The organism is Vogesella sp. XCS3 (assembly GCF_020616155.1).
Taxonomy (GTDB): Bacteria; Pseudomonadota; Gammaproteobacteria; order Burkholderiales; family Chromobacteriaceae; genus Vogesella.
On record NZ_CP085530.1, the window covers coordinates 2,368,626 to 2,384,708 of the forward strand.

Consider the following 16,083-nt stretch of genomic DNA (forward strand, 5'->3'; position numbering starts at 1 on the left):
GCATGCACCGCCCTACCCGACTGAAAGACGCACAGGCCGAAGAAAGCCAGTTCCAGCTGCGCCTGGTAATTGCTTACGGCTTTATGGTGCTGATGCTGCTGACCCTGGCCGCCCGCTTTATCTGGCTGCAGGTCATGCAGTACGAGCACTTTGCCACCCTAGCGCAAAACAACAGTATTTCGCTGGTGCCGGTGCAGCCTAACCGTGGCCTGATCATGGACCGCAACGGCGTAGTACTGGCGCAGAACCACGCCGCCTATACGCTGGAAATCACCCCGGCCAAAATGGACGACATGGAGGCCACCATCAAGGCGCTGGGCGGCCTGGTGGAGATTACGCCGCGCGATGACCGCCGTTTCCGCAAGTTTCTTGCCGAAAGCAAGGAGTTCGAGCCGGTACCGCTCAAACTGAAGCTATCCGAGGATGAAGCAGCCCGCATTGCGGCCAACGCCTGGCGCTTTCCCGGCGTAGAAGTCAAAGCCAGGCTGTTTCGCGATTACCCGTACAAAGAGCTCACCAGCCATGTGCTGGGCTATATCGGCCGCATCAACCAGCGCGACCAGCAAAAGCTGGAAGAAGACGACAAGCTAGCCAACTACCGCGGTGCCACCCATATCGGCAAGCTGGGGCTGGAGGCAGTCTACGAGGCCGAACTGCACGGCACCAACGGCTTTGAAGAAGTGGAAACCGATGCCGGCGGGCGCGCCGTGCGTAGCCTGCGCCGTACGCCGCCGGTACACGGCAATAACCTGAAGCTGGCACTGGATATCCGCCTGCAAGAAGTGGCCGACAAACTGTTTGGCCAGCGTCGTGGCGCGCTGGTGGCCATCGACCCGCAAACTGGTGGCGTGCTGGCCTTTGTGTCCAAACCCGGCTTCGACCCCAACCTGTTTATCGATGGCATCGACAGCGCCACCTGGAAAAGCCTGAACGAAGACTGGCAGAAACCGCTGGTCAACCGTGCCGTGCGCGGCTTGTACCCGCCGGGCTCCACCTTTAAACCCTTCATGGCCATGGCTGCACTGCAGTCTGGCGCCATCGGCCCCTACGATCTGCGCCCGGCGCCAGGCTTCTTTACCCTGCCAGGCTCCAGCCACCAGTTCCGCGACTCCAACCCGCGCGGCAACGGCATGGTCAACATCAGCAAGGCCATCGCCGTTTCCAGTGACACCTTCTTTTACCGCGTGGCCTGGGATATGGGCATAGACCGCATCCACCCGCTGGTGGGGCAGTTTGGCCTGGGGCAGAAAACCGGCATTGACCTGGATGGCGAAGCCAGCGGCGTACTGCCCTCGAAAGAGTGGAAAGAAAAACGCTTTGCCCGCTTCAAACCCGAGGTTCGCCGCTGGTACCCCGCCGACGTGGTGAGTGTAGGTATCGGCCAGGGTTTTAACGCCTATACCCCGCTGCAAATGGCCAACGCCACCGCCATTCTGGCGGCCGACGGCAAGGTGTTCAAACCGCACCTGGTACAAGAAATCACCCAGGCCGGCAGCGGCAAGGTAAGACTGGTAGAGCCGCGCCCGGTACGCACCCTGGCCTTCCGCCCCGAGCTGTACGCCCACGTGAAAGACGGCATGCAGGCGGTGATGCGCCCAGGTGGCACCGCAGCGCGCATCGCCACCGGCCTGACTTATAACATGGCCGGCAAAACCGGCACCGCCCAGGTGGTACAGATCAAGCAGGGCGCCAAGTACAACGCGGCGGCGCTGGCAGAGCAGTACCGTGACCACTCCTGGTTTATTGCTTTTGCCCCGGTAGAAGCGCCACGCATTGCCATTGCCGTGATTGTGGAAAACGCCGGTTTCGGTGCTGCTAGCGCTGCGCCGATTGCCCGTGCGGTCAGCGACTTTGCCCTCACCGGCAAAGTACCGGCCGAGCTGCAAGGCAAACTGATTACCATGCCGCAGCCGGCACAGGCAGGAGACAAGCAAGATGCAAGCGCCGCTCGCTAAACGAATCTGGGATGCCATTGCCGCCCCGTTTGACGGCTGGCTGATGGCGTTCCTGGCCGGCATTTTCGTGATGAGCATGCTGGTGCTGTTCTCGGCGTCCAACCAGAGCTGGCACAAGATAGACAACAAGCTGGTTTATACCGTGATGGCGCTTACCGTGATGTGGATCATGGCCAATGCCCGCCCGCAAACGGTGATGAACTTTGCCCCGCCGCTATACGCAGCCGGCGTGTTGCTACTGGTAGGCGTGGAGCTATTCGGCATTACCGTCAACGGTTCTACCCGCTGGCTGAACCTGGGCATTGTGCGCATCCAGCCATCCGAGATCATGAAAACCGCGCTGCCGATGATGGTGGCCTGGTATTTCCAGAAGTATGAAAGCACGCTGAACTGGCGGCATTATCTGGTGGCGGTAGCGCTGATTGCCGTCCCTGGCGCGCTGGTGCTGAAGCAGCCGGATTTGGGGACCGCCGTGCTCATCATGGGCGCAGGCTTCTTTGTGCTGTTCTTTGCCGGCCTGTCGTGGAGGATCATCATCGGCGGCCTGGTAGCTTTTCTGGCCAGCCTGCCGGTGGTGTGGAACCTGCTGCACGACTACCAGCGCCGCCGTGTGCTGACGCTGATCGACCCCATGCAAGACCCGCTGGGCGACGGCTACCACATTATCCAGTCCATGATCGCCATCGGCTCCGGCGGGCCGTGGGGCAAGGGCTGGCTGAACGGCAGCCAGACGCACCTGGACTACATCCCCGAGCGCACCACAGACTTTATCTTTGCCGTGTATTCGGAAGAATTCGGCCTGGCCGGCAACCTGCTGCTGCTGGTCCTGTATCTGGGGGTGATTACCCGCGGCATGCTGATTACGGCCCGTGCCCAGACGCTGTACGGCCGCCTGCTGGCCGGTGCCATCACGCTGTCGTTCTTCGTCTACGTGTTCGTCAACATGGGCATGGTGGCCGGCATCCTGCCGGTGGTAGGCGTACCACTGCCGTTCATGTCCTACGGCGGTACCGCCACGGTGTCGCTGGCGGTGGCGCTGGGCATGCTGATGAGCATCGGCAATACCAAGCGCTGAACCGGCTCAATAGCGCCGTGGCTGGGCGCCGGCGATCTCCTCGATACGCCAGCCTTCGCCACGGCCATCCACAAAGTGGATGATCGAATCAACCGACACGGTACGGATACGGTTGCCGTAACGCAGTGCATCCGGGTGATCGTCAAACGCGATATTGGCTTTGAACATGCGCCCGCCCAGGCGCGTAAGCGGGCCCAGATCCAGCTCGCTGGGCTGGTAGCCCTGCTGTTGCAACCAGGCTTGTGACTGTTCGCGGGTATACAACTGGCGGCCATCTGCCATGGCGGCGGCCATGTTTTCCAGCACCCAGGTATTGGAATTCTGGTAACGCGTATTAAACGGGTAAGCCACCATGTTGTAACGGGTACTAAACAGCGTATGCAGTAGTGGGCCATCCTGCAGCCTGGCATGCAGCTTGGCGGCGACCGCCGGCGGCGGCACCACGGCCACGGCATCGTAAGAGAACATGTCGTCCAGGAAGAAATTGCCCAGCCCCTCGTACCACAAGTCCGACTCCGCCGAACCGCAACGGTTCAGCAGATGGGCCACCCGCCAGTGGCCATCCGGCTGCCGGTAAACCAGGCCTGCATGGGTATAGCGCAAACCGTATTTGCCCAGATCCTGCCCCATGCGCCCCAGCACCACCACCGGGCTTGCGATTTCGTTCAGCAGCTGCTGCACCTTGGCAGCCGTCGCCAACGCCAGGCGATAGGTTTCTACTGTCAGCGTCTTCTCGCTACAGCCCTGCCCGGCCATCGCCAAGGCTGGCAGGCATGACAGCAGTAGCGGCCACAGCCAGTCAGGACGGGACACGGCTATGCTCCAGCAGCGCCTTGCCCAGGGTATCCGGGATAAAGGCCAGCACCTTGCCGGACAACACCAGCAGGCGGCCCCCCGTCACCGCACTGACTTGCAGCGTCTGGCCCACCGCAGCACCCGAAGCGCGGAACGCGCCGCTGCTCATTTCCAGCGACCATTTGGCCCCCTGGCTAGCCGACTCCAGTATGAGCTTGACGGTATCCGCGCTGCCTTCTGCCACACCGGTAATGACCAGGCCAGAGCCCATCAGCGGCGCCAGCATCATCTCGCCGTTGCCTTCGGCACTGCCGGCCACGCTGATGGCAGGCGACAGCACAATGGACAAGGTACCCACCACCACTTGGTCGGACGGGGTCAGCTTCGACTCGGCGTAAACCGGCTGGCCGCCCAGCAGGGTGGCGCTCAGTAACAGTGCAGGCAGCAATTTCATAGTGTGCTTTCAGATGGCAATGCCATACAGATTGCCAGTTTCACGCGCACTTGCCAAATTACCGCAAGCCACAGCGGCACACTGCGGCCAACCTGGCCAGCGCGCCGCATTCTATACGTGGTGCTTTGGTCACAATACGGTGGCTTGATATGGCCTTCATTCAAACGGTCGTTGCAAAAACAAGCCCACCCTCCGCAATATAGAGCCTCGACTCTAGAATGAGTCATAACACGGACCGCACCGCCACGACGGCGCGGCCATGACACGAGGAGGCATGATGGATTTCAATATCGAGCTGCTGCTACTGGCGCTGGCACCCGTTTTTCTGGGCTGCGTGGCGTGGGAGGCATGGTACTGGGCCAAACGCGGGCGGGCCGACGTCTACAGCTGGCGCGACACACTGTGCAACGCAGCATTGGCCCTGCTGCACCAGGGCGCGGATAAATTGGCCTGGCTGGCAGTGATTCCGCTATACCAGTACCTATACCAGCAGCACCGGCTGTTCGACCTGGGCCACAACTGGAGCCATTTTGTGCTGCTGTTTCTGGCACAGGACTTTCTGTACTACTGGTTCCACCGCGCCAGCCACCGCGTACGCTGGCTGTGGGCTGCCCACAGTGTGCACCACAGCTCCACCCGCATGAACCTGTCCACCGCCTTTCGCCAGAGCCTGATGTACCCGCTGGCCGGCATGTGGGCATTCTGGCTGCCGCTGGCCTGGCTGGGTTTTGCCCCGCAGCTGGTGGTGGGCGTGGTACTGCTGAACCTGGCGTTCCAGTTTTTCGTCCACACCCAGGCCATCCCCAAGCTGGGCTGGCTGGAGTACATGTTCAACACACCGTCCATCCACCGCAGCCACCACGCGCGCAACCCCTGCTATGTCGACCGCAATTATGCTGGCGTGCTGGTGATCTGGGACCGCCTGTTCGGCAGCTACGTGGCCGAGCGCGACGACACCCCATGCGACTACGGCACCATCAAGCCGGTAAACAGCTACAACCCGCTTTGGGTCAGCGTGGTGGAGTGGCGCGACATGCTGCGCGAAACCTTGGCCGCACGCAGCTGGCGCCAGCGGCTGACACTGTTGTTTGGCCCGCCCGAAATGGCCGAGCGCGTGGCCGCGCAACTAACCACTCAGAACAGCCAGCGCCACACGCCGTAAGCCACAAACCCCAGCACGATGGCCGGCAGCGTCTGCCGGCTGAAAAAAGCTACCGCCGCAGCTACCAGCGTACCCGGCAGGTAAGCATTGGCCAGGCTCAGGTCGATGTCGCCCTGTGGTGCCAGCGCCATCGGCACGATCAGCGCGGTCAGCACCGCCGCCGGCACGTAGCGCAGCGCCCGCTGCAAAGCCGGCGGAAACGCCAGCTTGTGGCCGAATACCAGAAAGCTCAGCCGGATCCCGTACGTCACCACCACCATCCCAAGGATGGCCAACCACAATGACTGCGTCATGCTGGCTCCCCCTGCGTAGCGCCTGCGGCCATCCTTTCGGCCAACATCCCCGCCCCTACCCCGGCCAACGCCGCCAGCATCAGCCCCAGCTTGTAGGGCAGATGGCGCGCCAACAGCGCCACCGCACCCGCCGCCAGCGCAGCCGCCAGCACCGGGTATTGCCGCAGTTGCGGCGCCACGATGGCGGCAAACGTGGCCACCATGGCAAAGTCCAGCCCCAGGCTAGCCAGGCCCGGCACACTCTGCCCCAGCAACACCCCGGCTACCGTCCACAGCTGCCAGTTCAGGTACATCGCCAGCGACGAGCCCAGCCAGTACCACACGCCGCCTTGCGCGGTGCCGTGCTCGCGCAAATGGTGCTCCACCACGGCGTAGGTTTCGTCAGTGAGCCAGAACGCCAGCGGCCAGCGCCAGCGCGCCGGCAAGTCGCGCACGTAGGGCAGCAGGCTGGCGCTGTATAGCGCGTGGCGCAGGTTCACCACAAAGGTGGTGAACCAGATCACCGGCAGCGCGGCGGCGCCGCCAATCAGGCTGACCGCCACAAACTGCGACGAGCCGGCAAACACCAGCGCCGACAGCGCCAGCACCGCCCAGGCAGGGATGCCGCTGGCAATGGCCAGCGTGCCGAAGATCACGCCAAACGGCGCCGCGCCCACCAGCATGGGTACCGTGTCGCGCACGCCCGCCAGCAAGGCGGAACGGGTAGGGTTCATGTCACACTCCACAAGTTTCAGGGTTGGCCGCAGTATCGCTGTGATAGCGCCTGCTGTTTGGTGACTACTTTGCAGTAGCGGCGGTGTACTGGCTTGAACGATCTTGCGCAGCGGGCGGCTAAGGGCCGCGTACCGTGCGCTGGTAGGCGGCGGGGGTGATGCCCAGCGCGGCGCGGAAAGCCCGCGTCAGCTGCGGCTGGTCGGCAAAACCCAGCTGCGCCGCCACCTGTACCGGTGCCATACCTTGCGCCAGCAGGCTGCGGGCCCGCGCCACGCGCAGCTGGTTGCGCCAGGCCACCGGCGGCAGGCCGAACTGCTGGCGAAAGCGGCGGTTGAGGTGCCACGGCGACAGTCCGGCCTCGTCGGCAAGCGCCTGCAGCGACAGGTTGTCGGCCAGCCGGTCGGCGAGCAGGCTGCGTACCCGCAGCAAGGCCGGCGCGGCGTCGGGCAAGGCCGCCTCGCGCACGCCCATGTGGCGGGTCAGCACGTCGGCAAAAATGCCCTGCTGTACGCTCTCGCGCAGCAGGCGGTCGTGACTGTCGCGCAGCAAGGGCTGCAGCTGCCACAGGCGCTGCCATAGCTCGGGGTCGTACACCACGGTATCGCGGAAATAAGGCTGTACCGCGCGGCCAGCCATCTGGCTGGCCAGTCCCTGTATCAGTTGTGCCGACGGGTAGTAACCGTGGTAGCCCCAGCCGGCGTCGTGCGCCGAGCGGCCGGTGTGTACCTCGCCGGGGTTGATCAGGATCAGCGCCCCCGGCCCGGCCACGTGGGTACCACCGCGCCAGTGATAAGACTGCGCGCCCCAGTGCAGGGTGTTCACCACGTACTCCTCGTGGAAGTGCGGGGCAAATACCTGACGGGTGTAGAAGGCGTCCAGCAGCTCCAGCGGCGCGATATCGTCGGCGCGGAAGAAGCGGGCGTGTTCGGGGCGGGCGGCGGTCATGCTGCATTCTGGCACAGCGCTGCCGCGCCGTTTTGAACGATCTTGTCAGGAACCGGCCATGAAGGTGCGGATGCCGGAGCCAATAAACTGCACGCCGACACAAATCAGCAAAAAGCCCATCAGCCGCCCCAGCACCTCGGTACCGGCACGGCCGATGCGCTGCGCGATCCAGCCAGCGGAACGCAGCAGCAGGAAAATACCGGCGCAGGTGGCAAAAATGGCCAGCGTGGTCATGCCCAGCGCCAGCAGGCGCGCGGTATGGTTATCCAGCTCGGCGATTTCGGTGGCCATGCCGATCACCACCGCGATAGTGCCCGGCCCGCTAATGCCCGGCATCGCCAGCGGAAAGAAGGAGTAATCCTCGCGCCGCTTGGTACTGGGCGCCATGCCGGGGTCTTGCGACAAAAACAGCATGCGGTAACCCAGCGTGGCCACCACGAAACCGCCGGCAATACGCAGCGCACCGTAGCTGATGCCAAACGCGCCCAGGATGACGTTACCGGCCAGCAGCGACACCAGCATGATGGCCGCCGCGTACACGCAGGCCATGCGCGCCTGGTGCGCACGGCGCAGCTCGCTCATGCCCTGGGTCAGGCTGACGAACAGCGGAATCTTGGACAAGGGGTTGGTAATCACCAGCAGGCTCACCAGCCCGCCAAAGAAGAACTGCAGATACAGCGCCTTGATCATGATGCTCTTCAGCAATAGGTTGGCCGCCATTGTAGCCAGCTGGCGCCCCGCTGCACGCCCATGCGACCAAAGACAATAAAATTGCGGCGCTTGTCCGACATGGCGCACATGTCTGCTACGGGAGCAGGCCTGGCGGGTGCGGCATTTTGCCGCAGGGCAATGTGCCGCAGGCGTGGCAGTGGTAGCCTTGCGGCCAACCTGTCCGCTTTACATTTTGCAAAGGAATCCGTATGCGCAAACTCGCCGTTCTGGCCCTGGCCTCCCTGCTGTCCCTGCCTGCCCTGGCCCACGAATACACCGCCGGTGCGCTGAAAATCGGCCACCCTTGGAGCCGCGCCATGCCGGCCACCAGCCCGACTGCCGGCGTGTTCATGACCATCAACAACACCGGCAAAGACGCCGACAAGCTGGTTTCTGCCACCAGCCCGCAGGCTGGCAAGATCGAGATGCACACCCACGTTAACGACAATGGTGTCATGCGCATGCGCGAAGTGGCTGGCGGTATCGCCGTACCGGCTGGCGACACCACCAAGCTGGCCCCGGGCGGCCTGCACGTGATGCTGTTCGACATCAAACAACAAGCCAAGGTGGGCGATAAATTCCCGCTGGTGCTGAAGTTCGAGAAAGCCGGCGAAGTGAAGGTAGACGTGAAAGTGGAAGACGGCGCCCCGGCTGCCCATGCGCACTAAGCTGCTGCACGGTCAGTAAAAAAAGGCTGCCAGCAGGCAGCCTTTTTTGTTACCCGCCGCACTGCTTATTTTTGCAGCAGGCGACGCGCGGCCACAGCGGTGTCGGTGTAGTCGGTAAACACACCGTCCACGCCCAGGGCAAAGTAGGCGCGGTACTCTTCCAGCGGGCTATCCTGGAAGTTGGCCGCCAGGTGCTTGGACTCGTTGCGGAAAGTGTACGGGTGTACCAGCAGGCCCAGTTTGTGCGCGTTTTTCACTACGTCGCTCGGCTCGGTCAGCGTCATATCGCGCTGGTCGACCACCTTGTCGCCGTCCACGTCGGCAGCCTTGCCGGTTTTCGGGTCTACCATCGCCTGCCAGCTGATCAGGTACGGTTTCCACGGGCCGATACCGTCTGCAAACGATTTGATCTCTTTCAGGCCAGCCGGGGTCAACATGTCGGCGTAGGTGCGCTTGTCGCCGGATACCACGTGGTCGTACGGTACGTTGGCATCGATGGTGCCATCCGGGCGCACATCATTGGCGTCCAGCAGGTACACCAGCTTGTTGGCGGTAAGCTTGCGCAGCTGTTTCAGGTTGGCCGCTTCGAACGACTGGATAAATACCGGCGCATCCTTGCGGTTCAGTTTGTACTTCTGCAGCAGCGCCACCAGCGGTTTTTCCAGGCTCAAACCCAGTTGCTGGTGGTAGGTCGGGTGCTTGGTTTCCGGGTAGATGCCGATCTGGCGCCCGGTTTCCTTCGATTTGGCTTCGCGCAGTGCCAGGACTTCTTCGAAAGTCGGCACCTGGAACTGGCCGTCAAAGGCCTTGCTGCGGTCGCCGCGCGGCTGGATGGCGCGCAGGGTCTTGATCTCGGCCAGGGTAAAGTCGCTGGCAAACCAGCCTTCTTCATCGTTGCCGTCTACCTTCATGGTGCGCTTGCGGCTGGCAAACTCGGGGCGCTTGGCCACGTCGGTGGTGTCTTTCAGGTTGGGCTCGTGGCGGGCAATCAACACGCCGTCCTTGGTGGCTACCAGGTCCGGCTCGATGAAGTCGGCGCCCAGCTCGATAGCCTTGGCGTAGCCTTCCAGCGTGTGGTCGGGCATGTAGCCGGACGCGCCACGGTGGGCAATCACCAGCGGGGCCTTGCCATTAAGCGTCGGGAAAACCGGTTTGTCTGCAGCCCAGGCCGGTGCGGCCAACGTAGCGGACACAGCCATGGCGATGATGATTTTCTTGTTCATTGCTACCCCCTGAGTAATACACGTGTCGATGAAAGCCAGCAGTCTGGCACACGCATGTGATGCTTTTTTGACAAGGCCACGGCTTTGCCTGCAAGGGCGGGGTGCAAACTGCTATGCTTTGTCTCTGTCCGATGCTGCCTGCCGCCATGAGCCCGTTCCTGCATAAACCCTTTCGCCCTGCCCTGCTGCTGGTACTGATTTTCCTGTCCGGCACCCTGGGCATCTGGTGGCTGGCGGCCTCTGCTGCCCGTGATGTGGATGACGAAGCCCGGCGTATCAGCCAGCTGGCACTGAGCCAGGAGCTGGCACGCGAGCGCCGCCGGCTGGCCAATACGCTGCAGGACTACGCCAACTGGGACGAGATGAACGACAAGATCAACCGCGCCCAACCAGATCTGGCGTGGCTGAACGAGAACCTTACCGCGTCGGTGTACCACAACCTGAACGTACACCTGGCGCTGCTGGTAGATGCCGGCGAAGGCGTGCTGCAGGCAAGGCAGAACGGCATACTGGTGAACCCGCCAGAACGCGCACTGCCACTACCCGACCACCAATGGCTGGCGCTCTTGCGCCATACCGACCGCTATAGCCAGGCCAGCCCCGGCGCCATGCCCAGCCAGCTGTTGCGCATCGACACAGTGAACCCGTTAAGCGGCCACCCCGAGCCGCGCATCCTGATGCTGTCCATCCAGCGCATTACGCCGGAGCTGAGCAAGACCCCACGCAGCCCGCAGCAGCGCTATCTGGTGTTTGCACGCTATATGGACCAGCCAAGCCTGCAGCAGCTCAGTGCGGACTTTCTGCTGCCGCAGATACGGCTGTATTTCACCCCGCAAAGCCCGCCGGATCTGACGGCCCTGCCGCTGCAGGACAACAACGGCCAGACACTGGCCTGGCTGGCGTGGCCAAACCGTGCGCCAGGCAACAATATGCTGGAGCGCATCCTGCCACAAAGCCTGTTCCTGCTCTGCGTGATACTGCTGCTGGGCGCCGCCATCGTGCGCATGGCCGAGCGTTGGCAGCGCCATAGCCTGCGACAGGCCGAGCGGCTGCAGCAGCAAGGCGAAGCCCTGCAAAACCTGGTCACCAGCCGCCGCGATGACCAGCAAGAACTGCGCGAGTACCTGGAAGAAGTCATACCGCTACTGAGCCAGACCCTGCGCGTTAACCGCATCAGCGTCTGGCAATTCAGCCCGGACGGCAAAGAGCTGCTCTGTCTGGCCAGCCTGAATGCCATCAGCGGGCAGTTCAGCCACGGCGAACAGCTGGAGCAGAGCAGCCACGCAGATTACTTCCAGGCCATGCGCCAACACCGCTATCTGGCCAGCCACCATGCACAGCAGGACGACCGCCTGGCTTCGCTGCGTACCTATCTGGTGGCGCGTGACGTCAGCGCCATGCTGGATGCGGCCATTGTGGTAGGCGGGCTGCATCAGGGCATTTTGTGTGCCGAGTCGCAAACGCCGCACCGTCAATGGCAGCAAGACGAGATCAATTTTGTCTGCTCTGCGGCCGATATCCTAGCGCTGGTGATGGAGTCACGCGCGCGCCTGCACGCCGAAGGCGAGCTATACCGCCAGTTCTACTACGACCGCTTTACCGGCCTGCCCAACCGCAGCCGCCTGCTGATGCAACTGGACGAGTTGATCCAGCAGAAAGAAAGCCAGAGCCCGCAAAACAGCGAGCCGCTAGGCTGCCTGATGCTGGCCGTAGAAGGCCTGACCAATATCAACGAGCTGTACGGCCGCGATAACGGCGACCAGGTCATACGCGAGCTGGGCAAGCGGCTGGAAAGCATCATCGGCCATGGCGAAATGGTGGCGCGCAACGCCGATAACCGTTTTGCCCTGCTCATCCTCAGCCGTGACGAAGAAAGCCTGTGCCAGCGGGTAGACCACCTCAGCACCCTGCTGGCACGGCCGCTGGATATCCAGGGGCAGCAGCTGTACATCCGCCTGAGCATTGGCCTGGCGCTCTACCCGCACGACACCAACGACGCCGAATCACTGCTGGAGCACGCCGAAATGGCACTGCAGATGTCGCGCGAAGGCCCGGGTGACTGGGTACGTTTCCACCCCGACATCAACAGCAACTGGCGGCGGCGTAACCGCCTGCAAACCGAGCTGCGCCAGGCTATTGCCAGAGATGAGCTGGTACTGAACTACCAACCGTACATCTCGCTGAAAAGCGGCAAAGTCGCCGGTGCCGAAGCGCTGGTACGCTGGCAGCACAGCGAAATGGGGCTGGTATCCCCTGCCGACTTTATCCCCATGGCCGAAGAAACCGGTGTCATCCACGCCATTGGCGCCTGGGTGCTGGAAGAAGGCATCCGCCATGCGGCCAGCTGGCGCCTGCGCTTTCTGGAAAACTTCACCATCTCCATCAACGTGTCGCTACTACAGCTGGAAGACCCGCACTTTGCCGAAAGCGTGGCCGCCTTGCTGGCGACCCACCACCTGCCTGGCGAAGCGCTGGAATTAGAGGTAACCGAAGGCCTGGCGCTGCGCAACACGCCGGAAATCGACAGCAATCTGCACAAGCTGCGCGCACAGGGCATTGCCATTGCCATTGATGACTTTGGTACCGGTTACGCCTCGTTCAGCTACTTGCGGCGCTTCCCGGTAGAGAAACTGAAAATCGACAAGCTATTCCTGGACCGCGTGCCCGATAGCGAGGCCGGTAGCAACCTGGTGCGCATGATCGTGTCCATGGGCCACACCCTGGGCGCATCCGTCACCGGTGAAGGCATCGAAAATATCGAACAAGCCCGTTTTCTGGCACACCATGGCTGCGACTACGCCCAGGGCTACCTGATCAGCAAACCGCTACCCGCCGTGGCACTGGAACGTTTCCTGGCCGATGCCCAGCCGCTGCCATTACGGTAATTGCATCGCCCTTGTCATAATCAGGACTTATTGAAACCAAATTGCGAACAATAGCTAACCAAACGTTGCTTGGATGTAACATGATGCAGCGCAATATTGTCCGACAAGCAAGCACTACGCTGGCCTGACATGCCAACTTGATGCACACTGGCCTCCACGTTGCACCCTGCCTCCCAAAGCATTGCGCCAGGTTTCCAAAGAAGACCGGGTGATGGAGGAGAGACGAGCTCCACAGGAGCCACAACACATACAACACAGAAAGTAGCGGATCAAGGCGGCGGTGCAACGTCCCCCACCCTGCAGTTTGCAAGCCCTCGCGTCGGCATTACCATGGCCCTCTTTACCCCTGCGGCCAACCCCAGATGACTACCCCTGCCCTGCCCCGTATTGCCATTCGTTATTGCACCGGTTGCCGCTGGATGTTGCGTGCCGCCTGGATGGCACAAGAGCTGCTCACCACCTTTGAAAAAGACCTGGGCGAAGTCGCGCTGCAACCCGGCAGCGGCGGTGTGTTCACCGTGCACGTCGACGGTGTGCAGATCTGGGACCGCGCCACCGACGGCGGTTTCCCCGACATCAAGCTGCTGAAACAGCGCGTGCGCGACCGCATCGCCCCCGAGCGCCACCTAGGCCACAGCGACCACAGCGCCGCCGACAGCGGGCAGTAAGGCCGCACCTTGAGCGTGCAACGCAAGATCATCCACATCGACTGCGACTGCTTTTTTGCCGCGGTGGAAATGCGCGACCGCCCGGAATGGCGTGGTATCCCGCTGGCGGTAGGCGGCCAGCCCGGCCAGCGCGGCGTGATCGCCACCTGCAACTACGAAGCACGCCGCTTCGGCGTACGCAGCGCCATGCCCTCGTCGCTGGCGCTACGGCAATGCCCGCAGCTGCTGATCGTCCCGCCCGATTTTGCCCGCTACCGCGACGCCAGCCAGGCGGTCAACGCCATCTACCAGCGCTATACAGCGCTGATCGAGCCGCTGTCACTGGACGAAGCCTATCTGGACGTGAGCGGCCAACCCCACTGTCAGGGCAGCGCCAGCCTGATGGCGCAGGCCATCCGTGACGCCATCCGCAACGAGGTGGGCATTACCGCCTCGGCCGGCATCGCGCCCAACAAGTTTCTGGCCAAAATCGCCAGCGACTGGCGCAAGCCGGACGGGCAGTTTCTGGTACGCCCGGATGAAGTCGCCGAGTTTGTGCGCGTGCTGCCGGTAGAAAAAATCTGGGGCGTGGGCGAAGTCACCGCCACCAAACTGCGCCAGCAGGGCTTTTACACCTGTGGCGACCTGCAACAGCTGCCGCTGGCCGACATGCTGCGCCGCTTCGGCAAGCTGGGCAAAACGCTGTACGAGCTGTCACGCGGCCAGGACAGCCGCGCGGTAGAGCCGGAACGCGAGCGCAAATCGGTAAGCGTGGAAGAAACCTACACCCGCGACCTGCCCGACCTGGCCAGCTGCGAAGCCGAGCTGCCGGGCCTGCTAGCCACGCTGGCACAGCGGCTCGAGCGCGTCGGCAGCCCGCGTTTTCGCGGGCTCACCGTCAAGATCAAGTTTGCCGACTTCACCCAGACCACGGTGGAATGCACCGGCCACAGCCTGGATGCGGCCAACTACTGCCAGTTGCTGCACACCGGCTACGCCCGCGGCGGCAAGGCCGTGCGCCTGCTGGGCGTAGGGGTGCGGCTGCAAGAAGCCGACCCCACCATGCTGCAGCTGGAGCTACCGCTGCAGCATGGCCACTCGCCCGGCTAAGGGTGGCCGCTACTGGCCAGCCCCAGGGTTGGCCGCATCGCCATCGCCATCGCTAGCCGCAACAGCCAAGGCATCGGGCTGGTTACCGCCGCCCAGGCTGCACCAGTCGATACCGCGGGTAAAGTACATGGTGAGCGCCAGCAGGGCGAACAGGCTCAGGCTACCCATCAGCAAAGCCATGTCCTGCGACTGCAGAATCATGAACATCAAGCCGTACAGCGCACCCAGCATGGCGGCAAACACGCCGCCGCCACGCCAGCTGCCCAGCACGCTGCTGCCGTAGCTGCCCAGCAAGGCCACCGACGCCAGCGCCGCCAGCCAGTAGGCAGCATTGAAGCCCAGATGCTCGGATAGCGACAGTGTCAGCAGGAAGAACAGCGCCAGCCCCAGCATCAGCAAGGTGTACTGCACCGGGTGCACCGACACGCGGTGCATCACCTCCAGCAGGAACACGCCACCCATCATCAGCAGCACAAACAGCTCGGCGTACTTCATGGTGCGCTCGTTCAGCACGTAGCGGTCTACCGGGTCCAGCAGGCGCAGGCCGACACGATTGGGTTCGCAGCCGCTCTTGGCCTGCAGGCAGGCGTTGCCGCCGGTGGCCAGCTCGGTAGTCTGCCAGCGCGCGCGAAAACCCTGCGCGTCCACGCTACGGCTTTGTGGCGCAAAATTGCCGGCAAAGCTCGGGTGCGGCCAGTTGCCGGCCAGGTTGACGGTGGTGCTGTCGCCGGTCGGCTCTACCAGTAGCGCGCTACTGCCGGCCAGCTGCAAGCCCAGGCGAAAGCCCAGCGTCTGCCCCTGGCTTAGCAGTGGTTCGGCCGCCGCCAGCGCCAGCGGCGCGTGTACGCCACGCGGGCTGTGCGCCAGACGCGCGCCCGGCACAAAGGCCAGCGTCTGGCTGCCGACCTGGCCTTGCAGCTGCTGGATACCGCGCACATCGTCCACCCCCAGCGCCAGATACGGCGTACCCCAGCGCGTGCTGCGCCGCTCGCTATCGCTGCTGGCTTTCTCTTCGTACCCGGCCAGCGCGGGGATGCGGAACTGCCCGGCCAGCTGCAGCTGGCTACGGTACACCGGCGCCTCGAACAAGCCGCGTTTGAGAAGCTCCACCGCCAGCTTGCCGTCCACCGTCAGCTGCGCCGGGCTGAGCAACAGCTGCTTGCTCTGCTGGCTTTCCACCCAGCGCCCGCCCTTGCCGCTGTCAGCCGGTTGCCACTTGCCCACCGTCACGGTGTAGGGCAGCACCAGATAGGGGCCGCCCAGCGCCTGCTCGCCGGCGCTGAACTGGGCAATTTCTTGCTGAACTTCCTGTGCCCGGCTCTGCCGCTCGTCCAGCAGGCTGCGCACCAGGCCCAGCGCCAACAGCATCAACAAGGCTATGCCGGCCAATGCCAGCGCTTTCCATCCCATTTTCATCGTGTTCTCCCTCAAGCCGTCATGGTGTCG

General features: G+C 63.1%; 15 protein-coding genes. 7 read left to right on the plus strand and 8 right to left on the minus strand.

Going from position 1 to position 16,083, the window contains the following annotated elements:
- The first annotated feature begins 2 nt into the window (after positions 1 to 2).
- Together mrdA and rodA are read left to right on the plus strand one after the other, a co-directional pair.
- Positions 3 to 1,955, plus strand: a complete 1,953-nt coding sequence (gene mrdA, locus LCH97_RS11340; RefSeq protein ID WP_227301780.1) for a penicillin-binding protein 2 — start codon at positions 3 to 5, stop codon at positions 1,953 to 1,955.
- Positions 1,936 to 3,030 (plus strand): rod shape-determining protein RodA, encoded by a 1,095-nt coding sequence (gene rodA / locus LCH97_RS11345; protein ID WP_227301781.1) that lies wholly within the window; start codon positions 1,936 to 1,938, stop codon positions 3,028 to 3,030. Before mrdA ends, rodA begins: the two co-directional genes overlap by 20 nt.
- Before the next feature lie 6 nt (positions 3,031 to 3,036).
- Here rodA and LCH97_RS11350 read toward each other — a convergent pair whose 3' ends face one another.
- Together LCH97_RS11350 and LCH97_RS11355 are read right to left on the minus strand one after the other, a co-directional pair.
- Complete coding sequence (locus LCH97_RS11350) at positions 3,037 to 3,843, minus strand: DUF2145 domain-containing protein (RefSeq protein ID WP_227301782.1); 807 nt, start codon at positions 3,841 to 3,843, stop codon at positions 3,037 to 3,039.
- Complete coding sequence (locus LCH97_RS11355) at positions 3,830 to 4,279, minus strand: hypothetical protein (RefSeq protein ID WP_227301783.1); 450 nt, start codon at positions 4,277 to 4,279, stop codon at positions 3,830 to 3,832. Before LCH97_RS11355 ends, LCH97_RS11350 begins: the two co-directional genes overlap by 14 nt.
- A 259-nt stretch (positions 4,280 to 4,538) precedes the next feature.
- Here LCH97_RS11355 and LCH97_RS11360 point away from each other — a divergent pair, with 259 nt between their 5' ends.
- The gene (locus LCH97_RS11360) at positions 4,539 to 5,441 is read left to right on the plus strand and encodes a sterol desaturase family protein (RefSeq protein WP_227301784.1); all 903 of its coding nucleotides are present in this window, start codon (positions 4,539 to 4,541) and stop codon (positions 5,439 to 5,441) included.
- Here LCH97_RS11360 and LCH97_RS11365 read toward each other — a convergent pair.
- From LCH97_RS11365 to LCH97_RS11380, 4 genes are all read right to left on the minus strand, one after another.
- Complete coding sequence (locus tag LCH97_RS11365; protein WP_227301785.1) at positions 5,414 to 5,734, minus strand: AzlD domain-containing protein; 321 nt, start codon at positions 5,732 to 5,734, stop codon at positions 5,414 to 5,416. The genes LCH97_RS11360 and LCH97_RS11365 overlap by 28 nt on opposite strands.
- Positions 5,731 to 6,447, minus strand: a complete 717-nt coding sequence (locus LCH97_RS11370) for an AzlC family ABC transporter permease (protein ID WP_227301786.1) — start codon at positions 6,445 to 6,447, stop codon at positions 5,731 to 5,733. The genes LCH97_RS11365 and LCH97_RS11370 overlap by 4 nt, the downstream gene beginning before the upstream one ends.
- A 118-nt stretch (positions 6,448 to 6,565) precedes the next feature.
- Positions 6,566 to 7,393 (minus strand): AraC family transcriptional regulator, encoded by an 828-nt coding sequence (locus LCH97_RS11375; RefSeq protein ID WP_227301787.1) that lies wholly within the window; start codon positions 7,391 to 7,393, stop codon positions 6,566 to 6,568.
- A gap of 45 nt (positions 7,394 to 7,438) precedes the next feature.
- The gene (locus LCH97_RS11380) at positions 7,439 to 8,083 is read right to left on the minus strand and encodes a MarC family NAAT transporter (protein WP_227301788.1); all 645 of its coding nucleotides are present in this window, start codon (positions 8,081 to 8,083) and stop codon (positions 7,439 to 7,441) included.
- Between the two features lie 230 nt (positions 8,084 to 8,313).
- Here LCH97_RS11380 and LCH97_RS11385 point away from each other — a divergent pair, with 230 nt between their 5' ends.
- Complete coding sequence (locus LCH97_RS11385; RefSeq protein ID WP_227301789.1) at positions 8,314 to 8,772, plus strand: copper chaperone PCu(A)C; 459 nt, start codon at positions 8,314 to 8,316, stop codon at positions 8,770 to 8,772.
- 65 nt (positions 8,773 to 8,837) lie between these two features.
- Here LCH97_RS11385 and LCH97_RS11390 read toward each other — a convergent pair whose 3' ends face one another.
- Positions 8,838 to 9,995, minus strand: coding sequence for a glycerophosphodiester phosphodiesterase (locus LCH97_RS11390; protein WP_227301790.1), 1,158 nt, complete (start codon positions 9,993 to 9,995; stop codon positions 8,838 to 8,840).
- 146 nt (positions 9,996 to 10,141) lie between these two features.
- On the opposite strand from LCH97_RS11390, the gene LCH97_RS11395 reads away from it, so the two are divergent.
- The 3 genes from LCH97_RS11395 (at position 10,142) to dinB (ending at position 14,637) form a co-directional block, all read left to right on the plus strand.
- Positions 10,142 to 12,880 (plus strand): EAL domain-containing protein, encoded by a 2,739-nt coding sequence (locus LCH97_RS11395; RefSeq protein ID WP_227301791.1) that lies wholly within the window; start codon positions 10,142 to 10,144, stop codon positions 12,878 to 12,880.
- Positions 12,881 to 13,242: 362 nt separating this feature from the next.
- The gene (locus LCH97_RS11400; RefSeq protein ID WP_227301792.1) at positions 13,243 to 13,548 is read left to right on the plus strand and encodes a SelT/SelW/SelH family protein; all 306 of its coding nucleotides are present in this window, start codon (positions 13,243 to 13,245) and stop codon (positions 13,546 to 13,548) included.
- A 15-nt stretch (positions 13,549 to 13,563) separates the two neighbouring features.
- Entirely contained in the window at positions 13,564 to 14,637 is a 1,074-nt protein-coding gene (gene dinB / locus LCH97_RS11405) for a DNA polymerase IV (RefSeq protein ID WP_370630731.1), read from the plus strand.
- A gap of 9 nt (positions 14,638 to 14,646) precedes the next feature.
- Here the strand turns inward: dinB and creD are convergent, their stop codons facing one another.
- Positions 14,647 to 16,053, minus strand: a complete 1,407-nt coding sequence (creD, locus tag LCH97_RS11410; RefSeq protein ID WP_227301794.1) for a cell envelope integrity protein CreD — start codon at positions 16,051 to 16,053, stop codon at positions 14,647 to 14,649.
- Positions 16,054 to 16,083 lie beyond the last annotated feature (30 nt).